We start from the raw sequence: 20153 nt of genomic DNA, 5'->3' as shown, positions 1-20153 counted from the left end.
CGGCTCCTCCGCGGCGCTCATCCCTTGACCGATCCCGCGAGCAGGCCCCGGGTGACGTAGCGCTGGAGGCAGCAGAACACGAGGACCGGGACGGCCGCCGACACGAACGCGCCCGCTGTCAGCCGCTGCCACTCGTCGCCCCGCGTCCCGGCCAGACTCGCGAGCCTGACCGTCGCAGGAGCGGTATCGGCCGTGCCGCCCGCCAGGGTCAGCGCCACGAGGAGGTCGTTCCACACCCAGATGAACTGGATGATCGCGTAGGTGGCCAGGGCCGGGCCCGCCAGCGGCAGGGCGATCCGGAGCAGCAGCGTCCGGTGCGAGGCGCCGTCGACCCGGGCGGCTTCGATCAGCTCGCGCGGCAGACCGGCCAGGAAGTTGTGCAGGAGGAACACCGCGAACGGCAGCGCGAAGACGGTGTGCGCGAACCAGACGTGGCTGAACCGGGCCGGTCCTGTCGCGTCCCAGGCGGGCAGGAACAGCCAGCCCTGGGAGAACAGCTTCAGGAGCGGGACGAGCGCCATCTGAAGGGGTACGACCTGGAGCGCGAAGATGCCGACGACGAGTGCGTCCCGGCCCTTGAAGTCGATCCATGCCAGCGCGTACGCCGCGAAGAACGCCAGGACCAGGGGGAAGAGCACCGAGGGCAGGGTGATGACGAACGAGTTGACGAGGTGGTCGGCGAGCTGTCCCGACGCGTTGCCGCCGCCGAGCAGCACCTCGCCGTAGTTGTCGAGGGTGACGTGCGGCGCGCCGAACAGGGTCCACCAGCCCGTCGTCTTGATGTCGTCCTCGGGGCGCACGGAGGAGACGAGGAGGCCGAGCGTCGGTGTGGTCCAGAGGACCGCGATGACCACGGCGGCCAGCGAGAAGGCACGGGAGGTGAGGCGCTCCCGCACGCGGCTCACCGTGTGCTCCGCTGCGTCCGCAGCTTGTGCGCGACGACGGGGGTGACCAGGACGAAGAGGAGCACGGCGAGTGCCGCGCCGCGGCCTGTCTGGCCGTAGCGGAAGGACTGGGTGTACATCTCGTGGGCGAGGACGCCCGTGTCGAACTGACCGCCGGTCATGGTCCTGACGATGTCGAACGCCTTGAAGGTGCCGATCACCTCGGCGAGGGCGACGACGAGCAGCGTGGGTCGGATGAGCGGCACGGTGACGCGCCAGAAGACCTGCCGGGGCGACGCGCCGTCGAGCCGTGCCGCCTCGACCACCTCGGCGGGGACGGCCTTGATCGCGCCCGCGAGGAGGACGGCGGCGAAGCCGGTCTGGGTCCACACCATGGCCACGATGAGGAACAGCACGTTCCAGGGGGATTCGACGAGCCACTGCCGCGGCTCGCCGCCGAAGGCCACGACGATCTGGTTGAGGAGCCCGATCTGGTCCGCCGCCGCGGGCCGGTAGGCGTAGACGAACTTCCAGATGAGTCCGGCGCCGACGAACGAGAGCGCCATCGGCAGCAGGACGAGGCAGAGGGCGAGCGCCCGGTACCGCGACCGCACGACGGCCGCCGCGTAGAGCAGTCCGACCGCGGTCACCAGGAGGGGCACGAGCACCGCCCACGTCAGGGTGTTGCGCAGGGCGGTCAGTGCCTCGGGGTCGGTGAACAGCCACACGTAGTTGTCGAGTCCGACCCACGTCCGGCCCGTGCCGTCCTTGAACGACAGCGTCAGGGTGCGCAGGCCCGGCAGGAGCAGGCCGACCGTGAGCAGCAGCAGGGCGGGGGCGAGCAGCAGGAAGGCGGCGCCGCGCCTGCGCGCGGGCCCCCGGTGGAGCAGGACGAGGATCAGGCAGACCACCCCCGCGAAGGCGAGAACGCCTTGGAGGAGGTACAGGAGCTTGGGCTGCTGGGCGAGGAGATCGAACGACATCAGGGGCTCGGCCAGGACCGTTCGATGGAGTCGGCGACCGGTTCGGTGCCCTTGCCGCCGATCCAGTCGACGGCGCCCTTCCAGAACGTGCCCGCGCCGACCGCCGCGGGCATCAGGTCCGAACCGTCGAAGCGGAACTGCGTCCTGGGGTTCTGGAGCAGCCGGACCGAGAGCCTGTCGACCGGGTTGGCGGCGTTGGCGAGGTCCACGCCCTTGTTGGCGGAGACGAACGGGCCCCTCTTCATCCGCGCGTTGGCGAAGTCGGCCGTCGCCAGGTACTCCTGGAAGGCCCGGACCTCGGGCCGGTCGGCGAAGGCCGCGGCGAACACCCCGCCGCCGAGCACCGGCCGGCTGGCCCTGTCCTCGCCCGGCAGGAGGAAGGCGTACACGTCCTTGTCCGGTCCGATCTCGGTGCCCTCGGGCCAGTGCTCGGCGTAGAACGAGGCCTGGCGGTGCATCGCGCAGTCGCCGGAGACGATCGGCGTGCCGCCCTCCTGGTAGGCGATGGAGGCCATCGAGCGGGCCGGGCCGTAGCCGCCGTTGGCGTAGCGGTCGTTCTTGAGGAGGGATCCCACGGTGTCCATGGCCCTGATCACTCGCGGGTCGTTGAACGGGATCTCGTGGGCGACCCACCGGTCGAAGACGTCAGGGCCGCTCTGGCGCAGCAGGACGTCCTCGATCCAGTCCGTGAGCGGCCAGCCGGTCGACTCGCCGGACGCGATGCCCGCGCACCACGGCTTGACGCCCGAGGCCGCGACCTTCTTCGTCACGTCCATCAGCTCGTCCCAGGTGCGCGGGACGCTCAGTCCCCGGTCCCGGAAGAACTTCGGTGAGTACCAGACGAACGACTTCACGTTCGCGACCAGTGGGGTGCCGTAGAGGGTGCCGTCCACGGTCGCGTAGCCGTTCCAGTCCTTCGACCAGCCCCGCTTCACCAGGGACGCGACCTCGGGGCTCGCGGGCTTGAGCCGCCCCGCGCGGGCGAAGCGCTCCAGGAGTCCCGGCTGGGGGAAGAACGCCACGTCGGGGGCGTTCCCGCCGTCGGTCCTGACCTGGATCTGGGCCTCGAACTCGCCGTCTCCCTCGTACTGGACGTCGATGCCCGTGCAGGCCGCGAAGTCGGCCCAGGTCGCTTCGAACAGGTCCGCTTCCCGGTCCAGCTGGGACGCGTAGACGCTGACCTCGGTGCCGGGGTGGTCGCCGTATCTCGTGTAGGGCGCGCAGTCCTCGGCCGCACGGGCCCGGGAACCGCCGCCGTCCGGGGCACCGCAGGCGGTGACCGTGGCTACGAGGACGATGACGGCGAGCGCGAACCTCGCGCCGAACCTCATGGGTGTGCTTCCTCCGATCGCGCCCCCGCGTGTTCCTGGGGGCGACCAGAAGTTATCAGCGCGCGGACAGCATCGACCAATCGTTCGACCGTGGGGCTCGCGCGGACGTGCCGACCCCGCACGAAGGTGGGGCCGACACGGGCTCGCTGTCGCAGAGGCGCAGGTCAGCAAGTGGTGGACCGGATCACGTCCTGGATCAGACCGGCCACGGCGTCGGGCCGGGCGAGCATGACCAGGTGCGAGGAGTCGACCTCGACGGTGGTCATGCCCGCGCGCTCGTAGCCGTAGCGCTCGACGTCGGGGTTGACGGTCCGGTCGGCGGCGGCGACCAGGCCCCACGACGGCTTGGTCCGCCACGCGGCGACCGGGGCCGCCTCCGTGAAGGCCCGCGCGGCCAGGGGGCGCTGGGAGACGGCGAGCACGGCGGCGAGGCCGGGCTCGACGTCGGCGGCGAAGAGGTCGGGGAACCTCTCGACGGCCACGGAGACGTCGGTGCCGGTCTCGCTGGTGCCGGGCACGGGGAACGGCGTCTGGACGAGTGCCTCGGCGAGGCCGGAGTCGGGGAAGCGGCCCTGCAGCTCGCCCAGGCTCTCGCCTTCCTCCAGGGCGTAACCCGCGAGGTAGACGAGAGCGCGGACGTTGTCCTCCGCTCCCGCGACGGTGATGACGGCGCCGCCGTAGGAGTGCCCCACCAGGATCACGGGGCCGTCGACGGCGCGTATCACCGAGGCGATGTACGCGGCGTCGTCGATCAGGCCGCGGTTGGGCACCGCGGGGGCCACCACCGCCAGGCCCGCTGCGGTCAGTTCGGGGATGACCCGGGCGTAGCTGGAGGCGTCGGCGAAGGCGCCGTGGACCAGGACGACGGTCGGCTCGGTGGATCGGGGCATGGGGGGAACTCCTGCGAGGGTGGGGTCGGGTGGGCCGGTGGGCGTGTTCAGAGCGTGCGCCGCACGCCCGCCTGGCGTTCGAGGTTGCGCAGCTGCACGGTGAGGTCGCCCGCCACGGCGGCGTGGGCGGGGCCGCTGCGGCCGATGGGCAGGACCTCCTCGCTGCGCATGTCCTCCAGCATCAGGGCGAACGCCGCGTACATCGCGACGACCGCCACAAGGAGGCCGAGGGCGCCGGACGTGCGCGTGAGCCACTCGGCGCCGGTCAGTCCGGACAGGCCGGTGGCCGCCCAGCGGGGCAGGGAGACCACCAGGACGCACCACATCGCGCGCTTGGGCCGCGTCACGGCGGTCATCAGCGCCCCGAAGCAGAGGAACGCCAGGTTGAACACGCCGAGGACCCGCAGGCCGTCGGCCGCGCCGCTGAACATCACAAGGGCGTACGCCAGCCAGCTGCCGGCGAACGTGGCCATCAGCGTCGCCGCGATCACGTCACGGGCGCCGAAGGACAGCACGCTCACCAGGAGCTGGAGCGCGAAGGCGGGCAGCACGCACAGGGCGACGGCGGCGCGGGCCTCCGGCTCGAAGACCCCGAGCTGGAGGCATCCCGTCATCACGGAGGCGATCGCCACCGTGAAGAAGCCCAGCGGCATGGGCGAGGCGATGGGGTGCAGGTTGATGCGGGTCATCGGCCGGAGGTCCGGCTCGAAGCGGCGTCCCTGCGGAGCGTCCGGCGGGCCGTCGGGCCCGTCGTCGGCTCCGTCGGCGGCGGCGGAGGAAGCAGTGCTCATCGTGGGGATCTCTCGTTCGGTGCTCGGTCGTTCAGTGCTCGAAGCAGGGGTCCAGGAAGGGCGCGGGCACATCGGGGGTCGCGCCACGGGCCACGCGCCACCGGCGGTGCTCCTCGGACTCGGCCGCGGCCTCGGCCACGAGCGAGGCCTGCCGGGCACCGGCCTGGTAGCCGCCGAAGCGGGCCACGGGGCTCCACTCCGGGCTGACCGGCGGGACGGCCTCGTCGAGTCCCTCGTACTCCGCGCTCGCGTAGACGACGCGGCCGCCGACGACGGTGAGCACGGCCTCGATGTCGGGGATGGCCGCGTCGGGCACGGTGAGGTAGTCGTCGGACAGGATCGCCAGGTCGCCGTAGTAGCCCTCCCGCAGGATGCCCTTGACGTCCTGCTCGCCGGTGAGGCGTGCGCCGCCGCGGGTGTAGAGGCCGAGCGCGGTCTCCCTGTCGACGAGGTTCCCGGCCGGGTAGAGCGCGGTGCCGCCGACGGTGCGCCCGGTCACCAGCCAGTGGAGGGCGACCCACGGGTTGTACGAGGAAACGCGGGTGGCGTCCGTTCCCGCGGCGACGGTCAGGCCGCGGTCGAGCATGGCCCGCACCGGCGGGGTGTGGGCTGCGGCCTCGGCGCCGTAGCGGTCGCGGAAGGCGGTGCCCTGGAAGGACATGCGGTTCTGGACGGACAGGAAGCCGCCGAGGGCCGCGATCCGGTCCAGGCTGTCGGCCGAGACGGTCTCGGCGTGGTCGAAGAGCCAGCGGTTGCCGCCGGGGAAGAGCCCTTCGGCGGCGAGCTTCTCAAAGACGGCTAGGTCGCGGCGGATCGTCTCGTCGTAGGTCGCGTGGAGGCGGAAGCCCCAGCCGTTCTCCATCAGGAGCCGGACGGCGTCCTCGAACTCGGTCTCGTAGCCGTCGGCGAGTTCGGGGCGGGGCTCGGAGAAGTTCTCGAAGTCGGCGGCGGCCCAGGTCAGGTTCTCGCCCGCGCCGTTGAGGCGGAGCCACTCGTCGCCGTCCCCGGGCTTCACCGTCGCGATCCAGCGCTTCAGGTCGGCGAGTTCCTGACCGGCCGTCTGCGGGAACAGGTGGTAGGCGATCCGCAGGGACAGCTCCCCCGACGCGGCGAGGTCGACGACCGTGGCGTAGTTGTCGGGGAAGTTCTGGAAGCCGCCCGCCGCGTCGACCGCGGAGGTCAGCCCGAAGCGGTTCAGCTCGCGCAGGAAGTGACGCGTCGACGTCCGCCTGTCGGCCTCGTCGAGAGCGGGCGCCTTGGCCAGGGTCGAGTACAGGATGAGGGCGCTCGGTGCCGCGAGGAGGACGCCGTTGGGTTCGCCGTCCCGGTTCCTGACGATCTGCCCGCCCTGCGGATCGGGGGTTTCGCGGGTGAATCCGGCGGCCTGTACGGCGGCCCTGTTCATCAGGGCCGACTGGTACAGGTGCAGGACGAACACCGGGGTTTCGGGGGCGGCGGCGTTCAGCTCGGCGACGGTCGGCATCCTGCGCTCGGCGAACTGTTCGGCGGTCCAGCCGCCGACGACGCGGATCCACTGCCCCTTGGGGGTGCGGGCCGCCTGCTCGCGCAGCATGGCGAGGGCGTGGCGGAGGCTGCGCACGCCGTCCCAGCGCAGCTCCAGGACGTAGTTCAGGCCGCCCCTGATGACGTGCAGGTGCGAGTCGTTCAGGCCGGGGATCACCCGGCGGCCGAGGGCGTCGACGACCTTGGTGCCCGGCCCGACGAGGTGGGCGAGGTCGTGGTCGTCGCCGAGGGCCGCGACCTTGCCGTCGCGGATCGCGACGGCGCGGGCCTCGGGGCGGCCGGGGTCACCGGTGAACACCTTCGCGTTGCGCACGAGGAGGTCGGCCGGCGCGTGGCCCTGGGGCGGGGAGGCGGGTTCGGGGGTCGGCTGGTTCGGCATCAAGGGTGCTCCTTCGCAGGGGTGCGGGGTGGGTCGCGGGAGGTTGGGTGCGGATCGCCTCAGAGGCCGTACGCCTCCAGGAGCCGCAGCCAGACCTCGCTCACGGTCGGGAAGGCGGGCACGGCGTGCCGCAGCCGCTCCAGGGGGACTTCGCCGACGACGGCGACGGTGGCGGTGTGGATGAGTTCGCTCGCCATGGGGCCGGTGAGGGTGCAGCCGACGACGACTCCCCGGGTCTCGTCGACGACGAGCTTGGCGTGGCCGCGGTAGCCGTCGGCGTGCAGCGCGGCACCGGCGACATCGTCGGTGCGGTACTCCACCGCACGGACCGTCAGGCCCGCGGCGCGGGCGGCGCGCTCCGTGAGGCCGACGCTCGCGGCCTCGGGACGCGTGAAGACGGCCTGCGGCACGGCGGCGTGGTCGGCCCGCGCGCTCCAGGCCCGCCAGCCACCGGGGTCGGCCGGGCGGCCCGCGGCCCGTTCGGCGATCGCGGCGGCGCAGGCGCGGGCCTGGTACTTGGCCATGTGGGTCAGCGGCGCGCGGTGGTTCACGTCGCCGACGGCGTAGAGCCAGTCGCCGTCGAGGCCGGTGACCCGGCAGGTGTCGTCGACCGGAAGCCAGTCGCCTGCCGTCAGGCCGACGGTGTCCAGGCCGAGGTCCGCGGTGCGCGGGCGGCGGCCGACGGCGGCGAGGACCTCGTCGCAGGCGAGGACGGTGCCATCGTCGGTCTCCACCGTCACGGCGCCGGTGGCCTCGTCGCGGGCGACCCGGGTGGCCGAGACCCCGAAGCGCAGCGTCACGCCCAGACCGGTCAGACCGCGGGCGACCTCTTCGCCCGCGCACGGTTCCCAGTCGGTCAGCAGGGCCCGGCCGCGAACGAGCTGGGTGACGGCGGAGCCGAGCGAGCGCCAGGCGGTGGCCAGTTCGCAGGCCACCACTCCCCCGCCGATGACGACGAGCCGCCCGGGCACGGCGTCGGCCGTCGTGGCCTGCCGGTTGGTCCACACGCCGATCCGGTCGATGCCTTCGACCTGCGGCAGCGCGGGTTCGGTGCCGGGGCTGAGCACGACCGCCCGCCGGGCCCGCAGGGTGCGGACCGTGCCGTCGGCTCCGGTCACGTCCACCCGGCGCGCTCCGGCGAGCCGTCCGTGCCCCCGCACGAGGGGGATGCCCGCGCCGGTCAGCCAGTCGGCCTGGCCGGAGTCGTCGCCACGGGCGGTGAAGCGGTCGCGGCGGGCCAGGACGGCCGCCGCGTCGAGTGTCCCGGTCACCGCCTGCCGGGCCCCGTCGACCGACCGCGCGGCCTCCAGGGCGGCGCCGGGGCGCAGCAGGGCCTTGCTCGGCACGCACGCGCGGTAGGAGCACTCGCCGCCGACCGCCCCGGCCTCGACGACGACGGCGGTCAGCCCCGCCCGGACCGTCCGGTCGGCGACGACCTCGCCGCCCGGACCGCCACCGACCACGACGACGTCGTACGCGTCCTCCATCAGCCGCGCACCAGAGGCGTGTCGACGAGGTGCTCGGCGAGGAACCACACCTGCGCCTCGCCGGTGCGGATGACGTCGGAGACGAGCAGGTCGGCGCTGCCCTCGTCGCCCTCGGCGGAGAGCCGGGCGGCGGCGTCCCGCGCGTCGATCAGGATCCGCTCGTGCGCGTCGAGGAGGCGCGACAGCATGACGGGGACCTGCTCCACGCCGTCCGGCGGCCGGGGGACGACGGTCAGCTCCGCGACGTGCCGCGGGTCTCCGACGGCGACGCCGCCGAGGCTCTGGACGCGCTCGGCGAGCTCGTCCACGAGGGCCAGTTGGGCCTCGGCGTGCTTGTCCAGCATGAGGTGGAGCGAGTAGAAGGTCGCCCCGCGCATCAGCCAGTGGTGCTTCTTGTAGAGGGAGTACAGGATCTGCGTGTCGGCAAGTACGCGGTTCAGGCGCTGGCAGGCGTACATGCGGGTGTCGTGGCCGAGGCCGATCGGCAGCTGCTTGAGCGTGCCGAAGGCCTGGGTCTCGGCGCCCTTCTGGTGCAGCAGCGGCTGTCCGCCGCCGCGCGTGGCGGGGGTGGTCGTGGTGTCCATCAGGTGCTCCTGGTCGGGATGGTGGGTGGGCCCGGCCGTCCGGTCGGGGGTTCGGAGCGGCCGGGCCCGGTCTGTGGGGCGTGCTCAGCCCGCGCCGGGCGCGGCGGTCCCCGGCGGCACCGGGGTCGGCCGGTGCAGGACGAGCCGCGTGAGCAGCCCGCTGCCGAGACCGGCCGCGAGGGCGGCGGCCGCCCACCACAGCGGGTACGGCGTGAGGCCGAGGGCCGCGTCGAGGGACCAGTCGCCGGGCCCGGTGGCCGCGAGGGCGGCGGCGGTGCCGATGAGGACGAGCGGGTACTCGTAGCCGTCGTTCTGCACCCAGAGGCCGTTGCGCCACTTCACGGTGAGCGCGACCGTCATGACGCCGATCGCCCCGGTCGCGGCGAGCGGGGTCAGGAGCCCCGCGGCGAGCAGCAGGCCCGATCCGATCTGGCCGCCGCCCGCCGCGAGGGCGGTGAGGACACCGCCCCGGAAGCCGTCGGCGCGGAACTCCTCCGTGCCGCCCTCGAGGCCCTTGCCGCCGAGGTGCGAGCTGATCTTCTGCACCCCGTGGCCCGCGACGAGCAGGCCCGCGAGGAGGCGCAGGAGCAGGATGCCGGTGTCCAAGGCGGTCAGCCCGCCGCGTGCGCGCCGAGGATGCTCTGCGCGTACACGACGCCCAGGCCGTACGCGCCCGCGTGGGCCTTGACGATCTCCATGACGGCGCCGTACGTCTCCTGGCGGGCCCAGTCGCGCTGGAGCTCCAGGAGGACCTGGACCCAGGTCACCGGGACCGCGCCGGCGGCGATCATCCGCTGCAGGGCGTGCTCGTGGGCGGCCTGGCTGACGCCGCCGGAGGCGTCGGAGACGACGTACACCTCGTAGCCCTGCTCGATCGCGGAGAGGGCGGGCAGCACCAGGCAGACCTCGGTCCACAGGCCGGACAGGATGATCTTCTTGCGCCCCGTCGCCTTGACGGCCGCCACGAGCGCGTCGTCCTCCCAGGCGTTCATGGACGTGCGGTCGACGACGTCGTGCCCGGGGAACACCTCGGCGAGCTGCGGCAGCAGGGGGCCGGAGAAGGACTCGGCGGCGACGGTGGTCAGGACGGCCGGGACGTCGAACGCCCGGGCGGCCTTGGCCAGACCCACGGTGCTGTTGATGATCGAGGAGCGGTCGCCGCTGCCGGTGCCGAAGAACATCTGCGGCTGGTGGTCCACGAAGAGCATGACCGAGTTGTCGGGCGTGAGCAGGTCCGAGCTCGGGGCGGCCTGCACCTTGGTGACGTCGAACATGAGGGGTCCTTTCGAAGCGGTCGCTGGTGCGCCGACCGCGTCCGCGGCTCGGCACACCAGGAAGCTACGACCGGTCGGGCGGCCCGACTTTTCGTCCCGCGCCCAGGAGTTGGCACGCCAGCGCACAACCCGCTCGGCTCCGTGGTCCCCCGGGAGCAGCAGGTCAGGGAGGGGGTGCAGCGGCGGCCCCGTGCGATGCTGTGGGCATGAACCTGGAGGACCTGGTGCGGCTGCGCCGCGCGAAGGACGTGATGGACCGTGACTACGCGCGGCCGCTGGACGTCCCGGCGCTCGCGAAGGTCGCCTTGATGTCGTCCGGCCACTTCTCGCGCAGCTTCCGTGCCGCCTACGGGGAGACGCCGTACAACTACCTCATGACCCGCCGCATCGAGCGGGCGAAGGCGCTGCTGCGGCGCGGCGACATGAGCGTCACCGAGGTGTGCTTCGCGGTCGGCTGTACCTCGCTCGGGTCGTTCAGCTCGCGCTTCACCGAGCTGGTCGGCGAGTCGCCGAGCGCGTACCGGGCTCGGGACCACGGGGCGGGCGCCGCGATCCCGGCGTGCGTCGCCAAGGTCCACACGCGGCCGCTCAGGAACGGGGAGCCCGCGCTCGAACAGACGGCGGGCCCGGCACGCGAGCCGAAGGCGGGCCCGGCACGCGAGCGGGAGACGGGCCCGGCACGCGACCGGGCCGCGCGCGAGGACGGCGCTTCGCGGGCCGCCGGGAATCCGGTCACGATCGGAGAAGCGGATTCGGGCGGCTCCTCGTAGCGTCGAGGCATGGACATCAAGCTCTCGCAGTGCTTCATCGCAGTCGACGACCACGACAAGGCGCTCGCCTTCTACCGCGACGTCCTCGGCATGGAGGTCCGCAACGACGTCGGGTTCGAGGGGATGCGCTGGGTGACCGTCGGCTCCCCCGCCCAGGACGTGGAGATCGTCCTGGAGCCGCCGCTGGCGGACCCCAACGCCGCCCCGGCCGACCGGCAGGCGATGGCGGAACTGCTCGCCAAGGGCCTGCTGCGCGGCGTGATCTTCACGACCGACGACGTCGACGCCACCTTCGAACGCATCCGGGCCGCGGGCGCCGACGTGCTCCAGGAACCCATGGACCAGCCGTACGGCGTGCGCGACTGCGCCTTCCGCGACCCGGCGGGCAACATGCTCCGCTTCAACCAGCCCCGCAAGCAGTAGGGCCCCGCCGAAGGCCCCCTGCGGTAGGGTCCCGGCCCATCGCCGCGGGGGGCTCCGCCGGTCGGAACGAGCCAGGCGACAGAGGCGGAGCCGCGCGGGCGGTCCCGCGGAGACGGACGGAGAGACGATGAGCAAGGTCACGAGGACGCACCCGCAGTCGCCTGCGCCGCACGCCGCCGACAGCCACGACCTGATCCGCGTGCACGGCGCGCGGGAGAACAACCTCAAGGACGTCAGCGTCGAGCTCCCGAAGCGGCGGCTCACGGTGTTCACCGGGGTCTCCGGCTCCGGCAAGAGCTCGCTGGTGTTCGACACGGTCGCCGCCGAGTCACAGCGGATGATCAACGAGACCTACAGCGCCTTCGTGCAGGGCTTCATGCCCACCCTCGCCCGGCCAGAGGTGGACGTGCTCGACGGCCTGACCACCGCGATCATCGTCGACCAGCAGCGGATGGGCTCCGACCCCCGCTCCACGGTCGGCACCGCCACCGACGCCCACGCGATGCTGCGCATCCTCTTCAGCAGACTCGGCAAGCCCCACATCGGCCCGCCCAGCGCGTACTCCTTCAACACCGCGTCGATCCGCAGCAGCGGCGCGATCGCCGTCGGCAACAAGAAGGCGGTCAAGGCGACCTACCACCGCACCGGCGGCATGTGCACGCGCTGCGAGGGCCGCGGCTCGGTCTCCGACATCGACCTCACCCAGCTCTACGACGACTCCAAGTCGCTCGCCGACGGCGCGTTCACCATCCCCGGCTGGAAGTCCGACAGCCAGTGGACCGTGGGGCTCTACGCCCAGTCGGGCTTCCTCGACCCGCACAAGCCGATCCGCCGCTTCACCAAGAAGGAGATGCGGGACTTCCTCTACGGCGAGCCGACGAAGGTGAAGGTCAACGGGGTCAACCTCACCTACGAGGGGCTGATCCCCAAGATCCAGAAGTCGTTCCTCGCCAAGGACAAGGAGTCGATGCAGCCCCACATCCGCGCCTTCGTGGAGCGGGCGGTCACCTTCACCACCTGCCCCGAGTGCGAGGGCACCCGGCTGAGCGAGGGCGCCAGATCGTCGAAGATCAAAAAGGTCTCCATCGCCGACGCGTGCGCGATGGAGATCCGCGACCTGGCGGCCTGGGTCCGCGGCCTCGCGGAGCCGACCGTGGCGCCGCTGCTCACGGCGTTGCAGCAGACGCTCGACTCGTTCGTCGAGATCGGTCTCGGCTACCTCGCGCTCGACCGCCCTTCGGGCACGCTCTCGGGCGGCGAGGCACAGCGCGTCAAGATGATCCGCCACCTCGGCTCCTCGCTCACCGACACCACGTACGTCTTCGACGAACCCACCATCGGTCTGCACCCGCACGACATCGAGCGGATGAACAAGCTGCTCCTGCGGCTGCGGGACAAGGGCAACACGGTGCTCGTCGTGGAGCACAAGCCGGAGACGATCGCGATCGCCGACCACGTCGTCGACCTGGGTCCTGGCGCCGGTGCGGAGGGCGGCACCGTCTGCTTCGAGGGCACCGTCGAAGGGCTGCGCGCCAGCGGCACCGTCACCGGGCGTCACCTGGACGACCGGGCCGCCGTCAAGAAGACGGTGCGCGAGGCCACCGGAGCCCTGGAGATCCGCGGCGCGAACACGCACAACCTGCACGACGTCGACGTCGACGTGCCGCTCGGGGTGCTGACCGTCGTCACCGGCGTCGCCGGGTCCGGCAAGAGCTCGCTCGTGCACGGCTCCATCCCCGCAGGCGAGGGCGTGGTGTCGGTCGACCAGACCCCGATCCGCGGCTCGCGGCGGAGCAACCCGGCGACGTACACGGGGCTCCTCGACCCGATCCGCAAGGCGTTCGCCAAGGCCAACGACGTGAAGCCGGGCCTGTTCAGCGCCAACTCCGAGGGCGCCTGCCCGAACTGCAACGGCGCCGGGGTGATCTACACCGACCTGGCGATGATGGCCGGTGTCTCCACGACCTGCGAGGAGTGCGAGGGCAAGCGGTTCGACGCCTCGGTCCTCGAATACACCCTCGGCGGCCGCGACATCAGCGAGGTGCTCGCGATGTCGGTGACCGAGGCCGAGGAGTTCTTCGGCGCGGGAGAGGCCCGCACGCCCGCCGCGCACAAGGTCCTCGAACGGCTCGTCGACGTCGGTCTCGGCTACGTCAGCCTCGGCCAGCCCCTGACCACGCTGTCCGGCGGCGAGCGGCAACGGCTCAAGCTGGCCACGCACATGGCGGAGAAGGGCGGCGTGTACGTCCTCGACGAGCCGACCGCGGGCCTGCACCTCGCCGACGTCGAGCAGTTGCTGGCCCTGCTCGACCGGCTCGTCGACTCCGGCAAGACCGTCATCGTGGTCGAGCACCACCAGGCGGTCATGGCGCACGCCGACTGGATCATCGACCTCGGCCCCGGCGCCGGGCACGACGGCGGCCGGATCGTCTTCGAGGGCACGCCCGCCGACCTGGTCGCCGCCCGCTCCACCCGCACCGGCGAGCACCTGGCGGCGTACGTCGGCGCCTGACGCCGGTCAACCGGGCGCGGGCGGAGGGGAGTCGGGCGGCGCGTACGGCGGCAGGCACGCCTCGCCCGCCGCCTCCCGCAGCACGTCCCGGAGCATCTCCGGGGTCAGCCTGCCGGTGAACGTGTTGCGCTGGCTGACGTGGAAGCAGCCGTACAGGGTGACCGGGCCCGAGCCGTCCGCGGCCGGTGTGCCGCGCTCCAGGGTGACGCGGGCGCCGTGCGCGAACCGCGGGCGCGGCCTCGGCACCCGCCACCCGGCCTCGGCGAACGCGGGCAGGGCCGCCTGCCAGCCGAACGCCCCGAGGACCACCGCCGCCCGCAGCCGGGGCGCGAGCAGCTCCAACTCCCGTACGAGCCAGGGCCTGCAGGTGTCCCGCTCCTCCGGCGTCGGCTTGTTCTCCGGCGGCGCGCAGTGCACCGGCGATGTCACCCGTACGCCGCGCAGCGTCAGCCCGTCGTCCAGGGACACCGCCAGCGGACTCGACGCGAGCCCCAGCTCGTGGAGCGCCGCGTACAGGACGTCGCCGGAGCGGTCGCCGGTGAACATCCGGCCGGTCCTGTTGCCGCCGTGCGCCGCGGGCGCGAGCCCGATGACGAGCAGCGAGGCGTCCGGCGGCCCGAACCCGGGCACCGGCCGCGCCCAGTACGTCCAGTCCTGATACGCGGCCCGCTTCACCCGCCCGACCTCCTCGCGCCACGCGACGAGGCGCGGGCAGGCCGCGCACCGGGTGACGCGGGCGTCCAGTTCGGCCAGGGGATCCATAGGAGGTTCCACGGTAGTCGGAGTCCGCGGCGCTCCTCACATGCGGGCGAACTCCGCCGTCAGGGACCGGTTCCGGTCCATGGTGAGGAAGAACGACGGGTGGGTGTGGTGGTGCCGCTCGCCGTCGAGGGTCCAGCCGGTGAAGCGGTAGCCGGGCTTGGGAGTGGCGGTGACGGTGACGCCGGTGCCCGGGCGGTAGGGGCCCCAGGTGGTGGGGCGGACCGTGCCGCCGCCCGCGGGGGCGGTGCCCAGGGTCAGGCCGTGGCGGAGCCGGGGCTTGGCGGGCTCGCGGTAGGCGGCGACGATCGGGGTGGTCTGCTGGGCGAGCAGCGCGTTGTTGTTGTACCGGTCGCCGAGCGGCTGGCCCCACCAGGTGTTGTGGGTGTTGGAGTACTGGTTGACCGCCGTGCAGGACCGGCCGCAGGCGGAGGAGTAGGCCATGAGCGTGTGCCAGCGCCGGTCGGGGGTGACGTACCCGGTGCCGTACGGGGCGGAGAGGTAGGGCCGGTAGTCCTGGCCGCCCAGCTGCTCGTCGAGGGTAGCGCGGTCGTGGAACAGGCCCAGGTTGTGGCCGACCTCGTGGCCGAAGTTGTACCAGTCCACGATGGAGTGGACGTCGGTGACCGAGTAGGCCTGGTCGTCGGTCTTGGCAGTCGGTGGCATCGGCAGGCTGCCCTGTCCGGTGCTCGCCCCGCTCGGCACCTGCACGATCATGCCGACGAGGTCGGCGCCGTACTTCTCGCGGAGCCGGGCGGCTTCCGCACCGAGTTGGGGCTCGCGCGGATTGGACAGCTTCTCGTGGACCGTGGCGGCCTTCTCCTCGCCGTAGTAGGGCGCGCGGTAGGTGTCCACGATGTCGACGCTCGCCTTCACCCCGCTGTCGGCGAACGCCTGGTTGATCGCGGCCTCGGCGTACGCGACGCGGTTGAGCATGCCGTCGACGCCGCCGACGGCCCACTCGGCGCGCGGGGTCCAGCCGACGACCATGTCGATGACGACCGGGTTCTCGGCCGCCGCCCGCCGCGGCGGGCCCGCGGTGCCGCCGCCCGGCGGGGTGTACTGCTCGTCGGCGTCGTCACCGTCGGGGCGTTCGCGCAGGGCCGGGTTCTCCTCGGTCACCAGGGCCTTGCCGGGTTCGGTGCGCAGCGGCGCGATCCTGAAGACCCGGTCGCCGCGGTCGTACGTCGCGTCGACCATCACGGGGTCGTCGCCTGCCGCGCAGGCTCCGGTGACGTGGAGGAACACGGTCCGCTCGGGCCGGCCCGCCTCGTGCCCGGAGAAGCTGACCGTGCCGGCGGCGTCCGCGGGCTCGATGCGCTCGGCGACGGCCCTGACCTCCACGTCCGGGAAGAACCGCACGGTGTACTCACGCGGCCGCCCTTCGCGCGGGCGCTCGCACAAGTCGGCGTAGTCCCGCTTGTCGACGGCGACGGTGAGCCGCCGCACCTCGTCGCGCGGGACGGGCTCGGAGGCGTCGGCGGGGGCTGCGGGGAGCAGTGCCAAGGGGACCGTGGAGACGGCGCTGACCAGCACACTTCGACAAGCACGGGATCGGGGCATGCCTTCCACATGTCCCGGCCCCGCGCACTCGCGCACACGCGGCCGCGGTCATTCACTCGACTGGCGAACACACTTCCGCCCGCTCGGCCCTCTCCAGGTCTTACGAGTCCCCCAGGTCCGCCAAGTCCGCCTCCACGTCCTCCTCCAGGCCCTCCAGACCCTCCAGGAACGGGACGATCGCGTCGATGAAGTGCTCGTTCCGGTCACCGACCACCATGTGCCCCGCGTCGCCCACGTCGACGCGCCGTACGTGGGGAACCCCGGCGCAGAACTCGTCGGCGATGTCCGCGCCCACCACGTCGCTGACGCCGCCGCGCACGAGGAGGGTCGGCAGGGCGGCCCTGCGGGCGGCGGCGAGGAGGCGCTCCGCCCTGCCGGGCGGGTCCGGCCGGGCCGCGAAGCCGTCGAGCATCCGGGGGTCCCAGTGCCAGACCCAGCGATCGCCGTGGCGCCGCAGGTTCTTCCGTATCCCCTCGGGGTCGTGCGGGCGGGGGCGGTGCGGAAGGTAGGCGGACACCGCATCGGCCGCCTCGCCCACGCTGGCGAACCCGTCCGGTCGGGCGCGCGCGAACTCCATGATCCGGCGTACCCCGCGGTGGTCCGGCCGGTGGGCGACGTCGACGAGCACCAGCGCGCGCACCGCCGCCGCGGGTGCCTCTCCTGCGGCGAGCAGCGCGCTGATGCCGCCGAGCGAGGCGCCGACCACCACGGGCCGCTCGCCAAGCTCGGCGACGAGCGCCCGTACGTCGTCGGCGAACAGGTCGAGGTCGTAGTCGCCGTCGGCCGACCAGTCGCTGGTGCCGTGTCCGCGCAGGTCGGGGGCGACGACCCGCCAGCCCAGGGCGGCCAGCCGCGGGCCCGTCCGGTCCCAGGCGTGCCGTGTCTGGCCGCCGCCGTGCAGCAGGACGAGGGGCGGCGACGACGCCTCGCCCCACACGTCGGCCACGAGCCGGATCCCGCCGCGGCCCACGAACCTCCGGGGCAGGGCGCCGGCCGTCACGGCGCGCCCCGGGTCCGCAGCGGCGACAGGAGTTCGTCCCGGTGGGGGTCCGCGGCCGCCGCGGCGAGTACGACGTCAAGGGCGAACAGGGCACGGGCGAGGAACCGGTCGTCGTCGATCAGGGCGGCGACCCACTGGTGCAGCGCGCCCACGCACGAGGTGCCGACGGCGGAGGCCAGCGCGTCCGTGTCGACGTCGGCGCGCAGCACCCCTCGCGTCCGGGCGTCCGCCAGCGCCCGGCGGAGCTGGACGAGCGGGCTGCGGGCGAACACGAGGCCGCTCGCCTCCCACTCGCGCACCATGCGCCGCGACACGACCGGGTCGCCCACGAACAGTTCGACGGTCGTCCGGACGACCGCCCTCGGGCCGCCGCCCGGAGTCTCCCGGCGGCAAGTCTCCAGACGGCGCTCCAGTTCGTCCATGAAGCCGTCGGCGAGCGCCTCCCAGATCTTGTCGCGCGGTCCGATCAGGTTGTACACGGTGGCCGGGGCGACCTCCGCCCGCTCGGCGATCCGCTCGGTGCTGATCACCGATTCCGGGCCGTCCCGGAGGAGTTCGCGCGTCGCTTCGAGGATCCGGCCGCGCCGCTGGGCCTTGTGCCGTTCACGCAGTCCCCCTTCGACCGGCCGCATGAGCCCACGCCCCTTCCTTGTGCCGTCCGGAATTCTCGTGAACTTAGAGAGCTCTCTAAATTTAGGGATGGGTCTGGATACGGTCAAGGGTGGGTCCGGCGCACCCCTCTGACCAGGCAGGGAGCCGAGGCGTCAGCCACGCGATCGGAGCGGGGAAGCCGGGCAGCGAAGGGAACGCACCCTCCCATTCCGCCGTCCTCTCAGCCATGACCACTGCAATCCGCCGGGCGGCGCACCTCACGGCCGCCTCCGCCGCCTTCGCCCTGACGCTCACCTGCGGCACCGCCGCCGCCCAGGCTGCGGCACCCGGCAAGCCCGCCTCCCCGCGAGCGGCCACCGCCGCCGGGACCACGAGCAACGCGGCGAGCCTGACCAGCTATCGGCTCGCCCCCGGCCTCCTCAAGATCACCGGAGGCCGGACGGCGGGCAACCCGTCCCAGGTCCACGGCGTGCTCGGGATGCCCAAGGGCAAGGGGCCCCACCCGGTGGTCGTCGTGCTGCACGGCACCCACCACAACTGCGTGACCACCAAGGACGCCTCCGACGTCGTCGCCCGCAACCCCGTCAAGACCCACTGGCCGCTGGTCTGCGCCAAGCCCGGGAAGCCGGAGCGCGGTCTTGGCCCCGACTATCTGCGCCAGGACGTGGGCCTGTCGCACGTCGTGCAGGCGCTCACGCGCAAGGGGTTCGCCGCCGTGTCCATCGACGTCGTCTCGCCGGAGATCTGGTGGGGCGGCGAGACCGACCCCACCAAGGGCTACACCGATCTGGTCAGCGCCCATCTGCGACTGCTCTCCGACCTCAACAAGGGCGTCGACCACGGCCTGAGGATCCCCGGGGTCAAGGGCCGGATCGACACCTCCCGCGTCGGCCTGGTCGGGCACAGCCGGGGCGGCGGCTACGTCCTGTCCCCCAAGGCGGCCAAGCGCGCCGGGCTCTTCGGCACCGTGGCCATCGAGCCCGCCGAGAACGCCGAGCCCGCGCCGCACAAGGTCCCCGTGCTCAACATCCGGGGCGCCTGCGACGAGGACGTCCAGGCGCAGGCCGGGCGCGCGACGATGAAGGCGCTCGCGAGGTCGGGCTCGACGAAGGTCGCGGCGGACGTGCTGCTCGCGGGCACCGGCCACCGGATGATCAACACCAATCTCGCCGCCACCGACAAGGGCGGCGGGATCGGCCCCTGCAAGCCCGCCAAGGTCGCGTCGCCGGCCGTCGCGCGCGCCCAGGCCGCGCAGCTGACCGCCGCGTTCCTCGAGCAGGCCCTGCGCAAGGCCCCCGCCTACCGGCTCCCCGCCCTGGGCGGCCTCTCCCCCAAGGGCGGCAACCTGCGCAAGGGCGGCCCGGGCCTCACCTTCCGCCCCGCCCGCCCGGAGACGTTCACCGACCCCCGCGCCATCCGCGAGGTGTCGTCGAAGCAGCGGCTGCTGCCTGCCATCCCCAAGAACCTGAAGGTCAACAAGCGTCCGGACGACGGGATCTGACACGCGGCGGCCGCCCTCGGTCACCCCTGCCGCGGCCACGGCAGGGGGCCGCTCCTCAGCGCACCGGGAGCCACGGATCGCCGTCGCTCACCCTTCGAACGGCCGGAAAGCAGTTCGACAACAGCTCAGTCACGCGTCCGCCCAGCCCCTTCGATTGCGCCTTTCCGGTACGTCTACGGCAAGGAAATGCTCGGACCCGGCGGGTATCACTACCGTATGCATGGTCCTTGACCGGCACAGCCGTGTACCTCCGGAAGGCACCGCCATGGCCGCCTCACCCTCGTCCTTGCGCGTGGACATCGTCTCGGGGTTCGACCCCGCCCTGGTACGCGTACACGGAGATCTGGACATCGCCAGCGCGCCCTCGCTGCGGGCCGCGCTCGCGCCCTTGCTGCACCGCCGCGTGGAGCTGGACCTGACCGACGTCGCCTTCATCGACTCGTCCGGGATCAACGCCCTGACCGCGCACCATCGGCACTGCGGCCTCGCGGGCGGCCGCATCACCGTGATCGAGTCCTCGCAGCCGGTCCAGCGGGTGCTGCACATCACGGGAGTCGACGTGATCCTGACGCACCCGCGCGACCCGGAGGACCCGGGCCGCGGCCGACGTGAGGATCCGCCGCACACGCCCTGAGGCGCGGGCGGAGCGCGTACGGATCATCGCCAAGCAGGCCATCCATCACGCCGCGCGGGCCGTCACATCCTGCGTGCCGTCACGCCGTCCAGGCCACCACCGCGAAGCGCCCACCGTCCCGGCGCTCCCCGCAACTCCCCCTGCCCCGCCGCGATCTGACGGTACGACACACAACCATTACCGCACCCCTTCCAACACACTCGAACACGCTCTACCGTAATCCCACACTGCCGACAGGCAGCTGACGTCACT

19 protein-coding genes are annotated in these 20153 nt (G+C 72.8%); 5 read left to right on the top strand and 14 right to left on the bottom strand.

Going from position 1 to position 20153, the window contains the following annotated elements; translation table 11 throughout:
• Positions 1-17 precede the first annotated feature (17 nt).
• The 10 genes from IG74_RS0106960 to IG74_RS0106915 form a co-directional block, all read right to left on the bottom strand.
• Positions 18-905, bottom strand: coding sequence for a carbohydrate ABC transporter permease (locus tag IG74_RS0106960; RefSeq protein WP_030671285.1), 888 nt, complete (start codon positions 903-905; stop codon positions 18-20).
• On the bottom strand, positions 902-1867 hold the full coding sequence (locus tag IG74_RS0106955; RefSeq protein WP_030671282.1) for a carbohydrate ABC transporter permease: 966 nt from the start codon (positions 1865-1867) through the stop codon (positions 902-904). The genes IG74_RS0106960 and IG74_RS0106955 overlap by 4 nt, the downstream gene beginning before the upstream one ends.
• Positions 1867-3198, bottom strand: coding sequence for an ABC transporter substrate-binding protein (locus IG74_RS0106950; protein ID WP_030671280.1), 1332 nt, complete (start codon positions 3196-3198; stop codon positions 1867-1869). Before IG74_RS0106950 ends, IG74_RS0106955 begins: the two co-directional genes overlap by 1 nt.
• Before the next feature lie 164 nt (positions 3199-3362).
• Positions 3363-4088 (bottom strand): alpha/beta fold hydrolase, encoded by a 726-nt coding sequence (locus IG74_RS0106945; RefSeq protein WP_030671277.1) that lies wholly within the window; start codon positions 4086-4088, stop codon positions 3363-3365.
• A gap of 47 nt (positions 4089-4135) precedes the next feature.
• The gene (locus IG74_RS0106940) at positions 4136-4879 is read right to left on the bottom strand and encodes a GPR1/FUN34/YaaH family transporter (RefSeq protein WP_030671274.1); all 744 of its coding nucleotides are present in this window, start codon (positions 4877-4879) and stop codon (positions 4136-4138) included.
• Positions 4880-4910: 31 nt separating this feature from the next.
• Positions 4911-6782, bottom strand: coding sequence for an amidohydrolase (locus IG74_RS0106935; RefSeq protein ID WP_030671265.1), 1872 nt, complete (start codon positions 6780-6782; stop codon positions 4911-4913).
• 59 nt (positions 6783-6841) lie between these two features.
• Positions 6842-8269 (bottom strand): dihydrolipoyl dehydrogenase family protein, encoded by a 1428-nt coding sequence (locus IG74_RS0106930; protein ID WP_030671262.1) that lies wholly within the window; start codon positions 8267-8269, stop codon positions 6842-6844.
• Positions 8269-8853 carry a Dps family protein gene (locus IG74_RS0106925; protein WP_030671259.1) on the bottom strand — a complete coding sequence of 195 codons (585 nt, stop codon included), beginning with the start codon at positions 8851-8853 and terminating at the stop codon, positions 8269-8271. The genes IG74_RS0106930 and IG74_RS0106925 overlap by 1 nt, the downstream gene beginning before the upstream one ends.
• Positions 8854-8937: 84 nt before the next feature.
• Positions 8938-9459: a DoxX family protein gene (locus IG74_RS0106920; protein ID WP_030671257.1), complete on the bottom strand. Its 522-nt coding sequence runs from the start codon at positions 9457-9459 to the stop codon at positions 8938-8940.
• 5 nt (positions 9460-9464) lie between these two features.
• On the bottom strand, positions 9465-10127 hold the full coding sequence (locus IG74_RS0106915; RefSeq protein WP_030671256.1) for a hydrolase: 663 nt from the start codon (positions 10125-10127) through the stop codon (positions 9465-9467).
• Positions 10128-10333: 206 nt separating this feature from the next.
• On the opposite strand from IG74_RS0106915, the gene IG74_RS0106910 reads away from it, so the two are divergent.
• The 3 genes from IG74_RS0106910 to IG74_RS0106900 all read left to right on the top strand — a co-directional run bounded on the left by IG74_RS0106910 (position 10334) and on the right by IG74_RS0106900 (position 13832).
• Positions 10334-10897 (top strand): helix-turn-helix transcriptional regulator, encoded by a 564-nt coding sequence (locus IG74_RS0106910; protein ID WP_078868647.1) that lies wholly within the window; start codon positions 10334-10336, stop codon positions 10895-10897.
• 9 nt (positions 10898-10906) lie between these two features.
• Positions 10907-11320 carry a VOC family protein gene (locus IG74_RS0106905; RefSeq protein WP_030671253.1) on the top strand — a complete coding sequence of 138 codons (414 nt, stop codon included), beginning with the start codon at positions 10907-10909 and terminating at the stop codon, positions 11318-11320.
• Between the two features lie 127 nt (positions 11321-11447).
• Entirely contained in the window at positions 11448-13832 is a 2385-nt protein-coding gene (locus IG74_RS0106900; RefSeq protein WP_030671252.1) for an ATP-binding cassette domain-containing protein, read from the top strand.
• Between the two features lie 6 nt (positions 13833-13838).
• Here IG74_RS0106900 and IG74_RS0106895 read toward each other — a convergent pair whose 3' ends face one another.
• From IG74_RS0106895 to IG74_RS0106880, 4 genes are all read right to left on the bottom strand, one after another.
• Positions 13839-14594 (bottom strand): uracil-DNA glycosylase, encoded by a 756-nt coding sequence (locus IG74_RS0106895; RefSeq protein WP_030671250.1) that lies wholly within the window; start codon positions 14592-14594, stop codon positions 13839-13841.
• A gap of 36 nt (positions 14595-14630) precedes the next feature.
• On the bottom strand, positions 14631-16097 hold the full coding sequence (locus tag IG74_RS47755; protein ID WP_158857505.1) for an InlB B-repeat-containing protein: 1467 nt from the start codon (positions 16095-16097) through the stop codon (positions 14631-14633).
• 157 nt (positions 16098-16254) lie between these two features.
• A complete protein-coding gene (locus tag IG74_RS0106885; RefSeq protein ID WP_234334245.1) occupies positions 16255-17154 on the bottom strand; it encodes an alpha/beta fold hydrolase in 900 nt (299 codons plus the stop codon).
• Positions 17151-17786, bottom strand: coding sequence for a TetR/AcrR family transcriptional regulator (locus IG74_RS0106880; protein WP_030671245.1), 636 nt, complete (start codon positions 17784-17786; stop codon positions 17151-17153). The genes IG74_RS0106885 and IG74_RS0106880 overlap by 4 nt, the downstream gene beginning before the upstream one ends.
• Positions 17787-17992: 206 nt before the next feature.
• Here IG74_RS0106880 and IG74_RS45640 point away from each other — a divergent pair, with 206 nt between their 5' ends.
• Positions 17993-19267: a dienelactone hydrolase family protein gene (locus IG74_RS45640; protein ID WP_051854641.1), complete on the top strand. Its 1275-nt coding sequence runs from the start codon at positions 17993-17995 to the stop codon at positions 19265-19267.
• Between the two features lie 265 nt (positions 19268-19532).
• A complete protein-coding gene (locus tag IG74_RS0106870) occupies positions 19533-19901 on the top strand; it encodes an STAS domain-containing protein (RefSeq protein WP_030671243.1) in 369 nt (122 codons plus the stop codon).
• The last annotated feature ends 252 nt before the right edge of the window (positions 19902-20153 follow it).

Origin of the sequence: Streptomyces sp. NRRL B-1347 (assembly GCF_000720325.1) — a bacterium.
Taxonomy (GTDB): domain Bacteria; phylum Actinomycetota; class Actinomycetes; order Streptomycetales; family Streptomycetaceae; genus Streptomyces.
This window is presented reverse-complemented; position numbering and strand designations above follow the sequence as displayed.

What these genes read in the sequence shown, in the direction of transcription:
- IG74_RS0106880 (WP_030671245.1), bottom strand. Translation starts at nt 17,786, where the DNA reads ATGCGGCCGGTCGAAGGGGGACTGCGTGAACGGCACAAGGCCCAGCGG.
- IG74_RS0106915 (WP_030671256.1), bottom strand. Translation starts at nt 10,127, where the DNA reads ATGTTCGACGTCACCAAGGTGCAGGCCGCCCCGAGCTCGGACCTGCTC.
- IG74_RS0106895 (WP_030671250.1), bottom strand. Translation starts at nt 14,594, where the DNA reads ATGGATCCCCTGGCCGAACTGGACGCCCGCGTCACCCGGTGCGCGGCC.
- IG74_RS0106950 (WP_030671280.1), bottom strand. Translation starts at nt 3,198, where the DNA reads ATGAGGTTCGGCGCGAGGTTCGCGCTCGCCGTCATCGTCCTCGTAGCC.
- IG74_RS0106905 (WP_030671253.1), top strand. Translation starts at nt 10,907, where the DNA reads ATGGACATCAAGCTCTCGCAGTGCTTCATCGCAGTCGACGACCACGAC.
- IG74_RS0106955 (WP_030671282.1), bottom strand. Translation starts at nt 1,867, where the DNA reads ATGTCGTTCGATCTCCTCGCCCAGCAGCCCAAGCTCCTGTACCTCCTC.
- IG74_RS0106940 (WP_030671274.1), bottom strand. Translation starts at nt 4,879, where the DNA reads ATGAGCACTGCTTCCTCCGCCGCCGCCGACGGAGCCGACGACGGGCCC.
- IG74_RS0106925 (WP_030671259.1), bottom strand. Translation starts at nt 8,853, where the DNA reads ATGGACACCACGACCACCCCCGCCACGCGCGGCGGCGGACAGCCGCTG.
- IG74_RS0106910 (WP_078868647.1), top strand. Translation starts at nt 10,334, where the DNA reads ATGAACCTGGAGGACCTGGTGCGGCTGCGCCGCGCGAAGGACGTGATG.
- IG74_RS0106935 (WP_030671265.1), bottom strand. Translation starts at nt 6,782, where the DNA reads ATGCCGAACCAGCCGACCCCCGAACCCGCCTCCCCGCCCCAGGGCCAC.
- IG74_RS0106945 (WP_030671277.1), bottom strand. Translation starts at nt 4,088, where the DNA reads ATGCCCCGATCCACCGAGCCGACCGTCGTCCTGGTCCACGGCGCCTTC.
- IG74_RS0106900 (WP_030671252.1), top strand. Translation starts at nt 11,448, where the DNA reads ATGAGCAAGGTCACGAGGACGCACCCGCAGTCGCCTGCGCCGCACGCC.
- IG74_RS45640 (WP_051854641.1), top strand. Translation starts at nt 17,993, where the DNA reads ATGACCACTGCAATCCGCCGGGCGGCGCACCTCACGGCCGCCTCCGCC.
- IG74_RS0106870 (WP_030671243.1), top strand. Translation starts at nt 19,533, where the DNA reads ATGGCCGCCTCACCCTCGTCCTTGCGCGTGGACATCGTCTCGGGGTTC.
- IG74_RS0106930 (WP_030671262.1), bottom strand. Translation starts at nt 8,269, where the DNA reads ATGGAGGACGCGTACGACGTCGTCGTGGTCGGTGGCGGTCCGGGCGGC.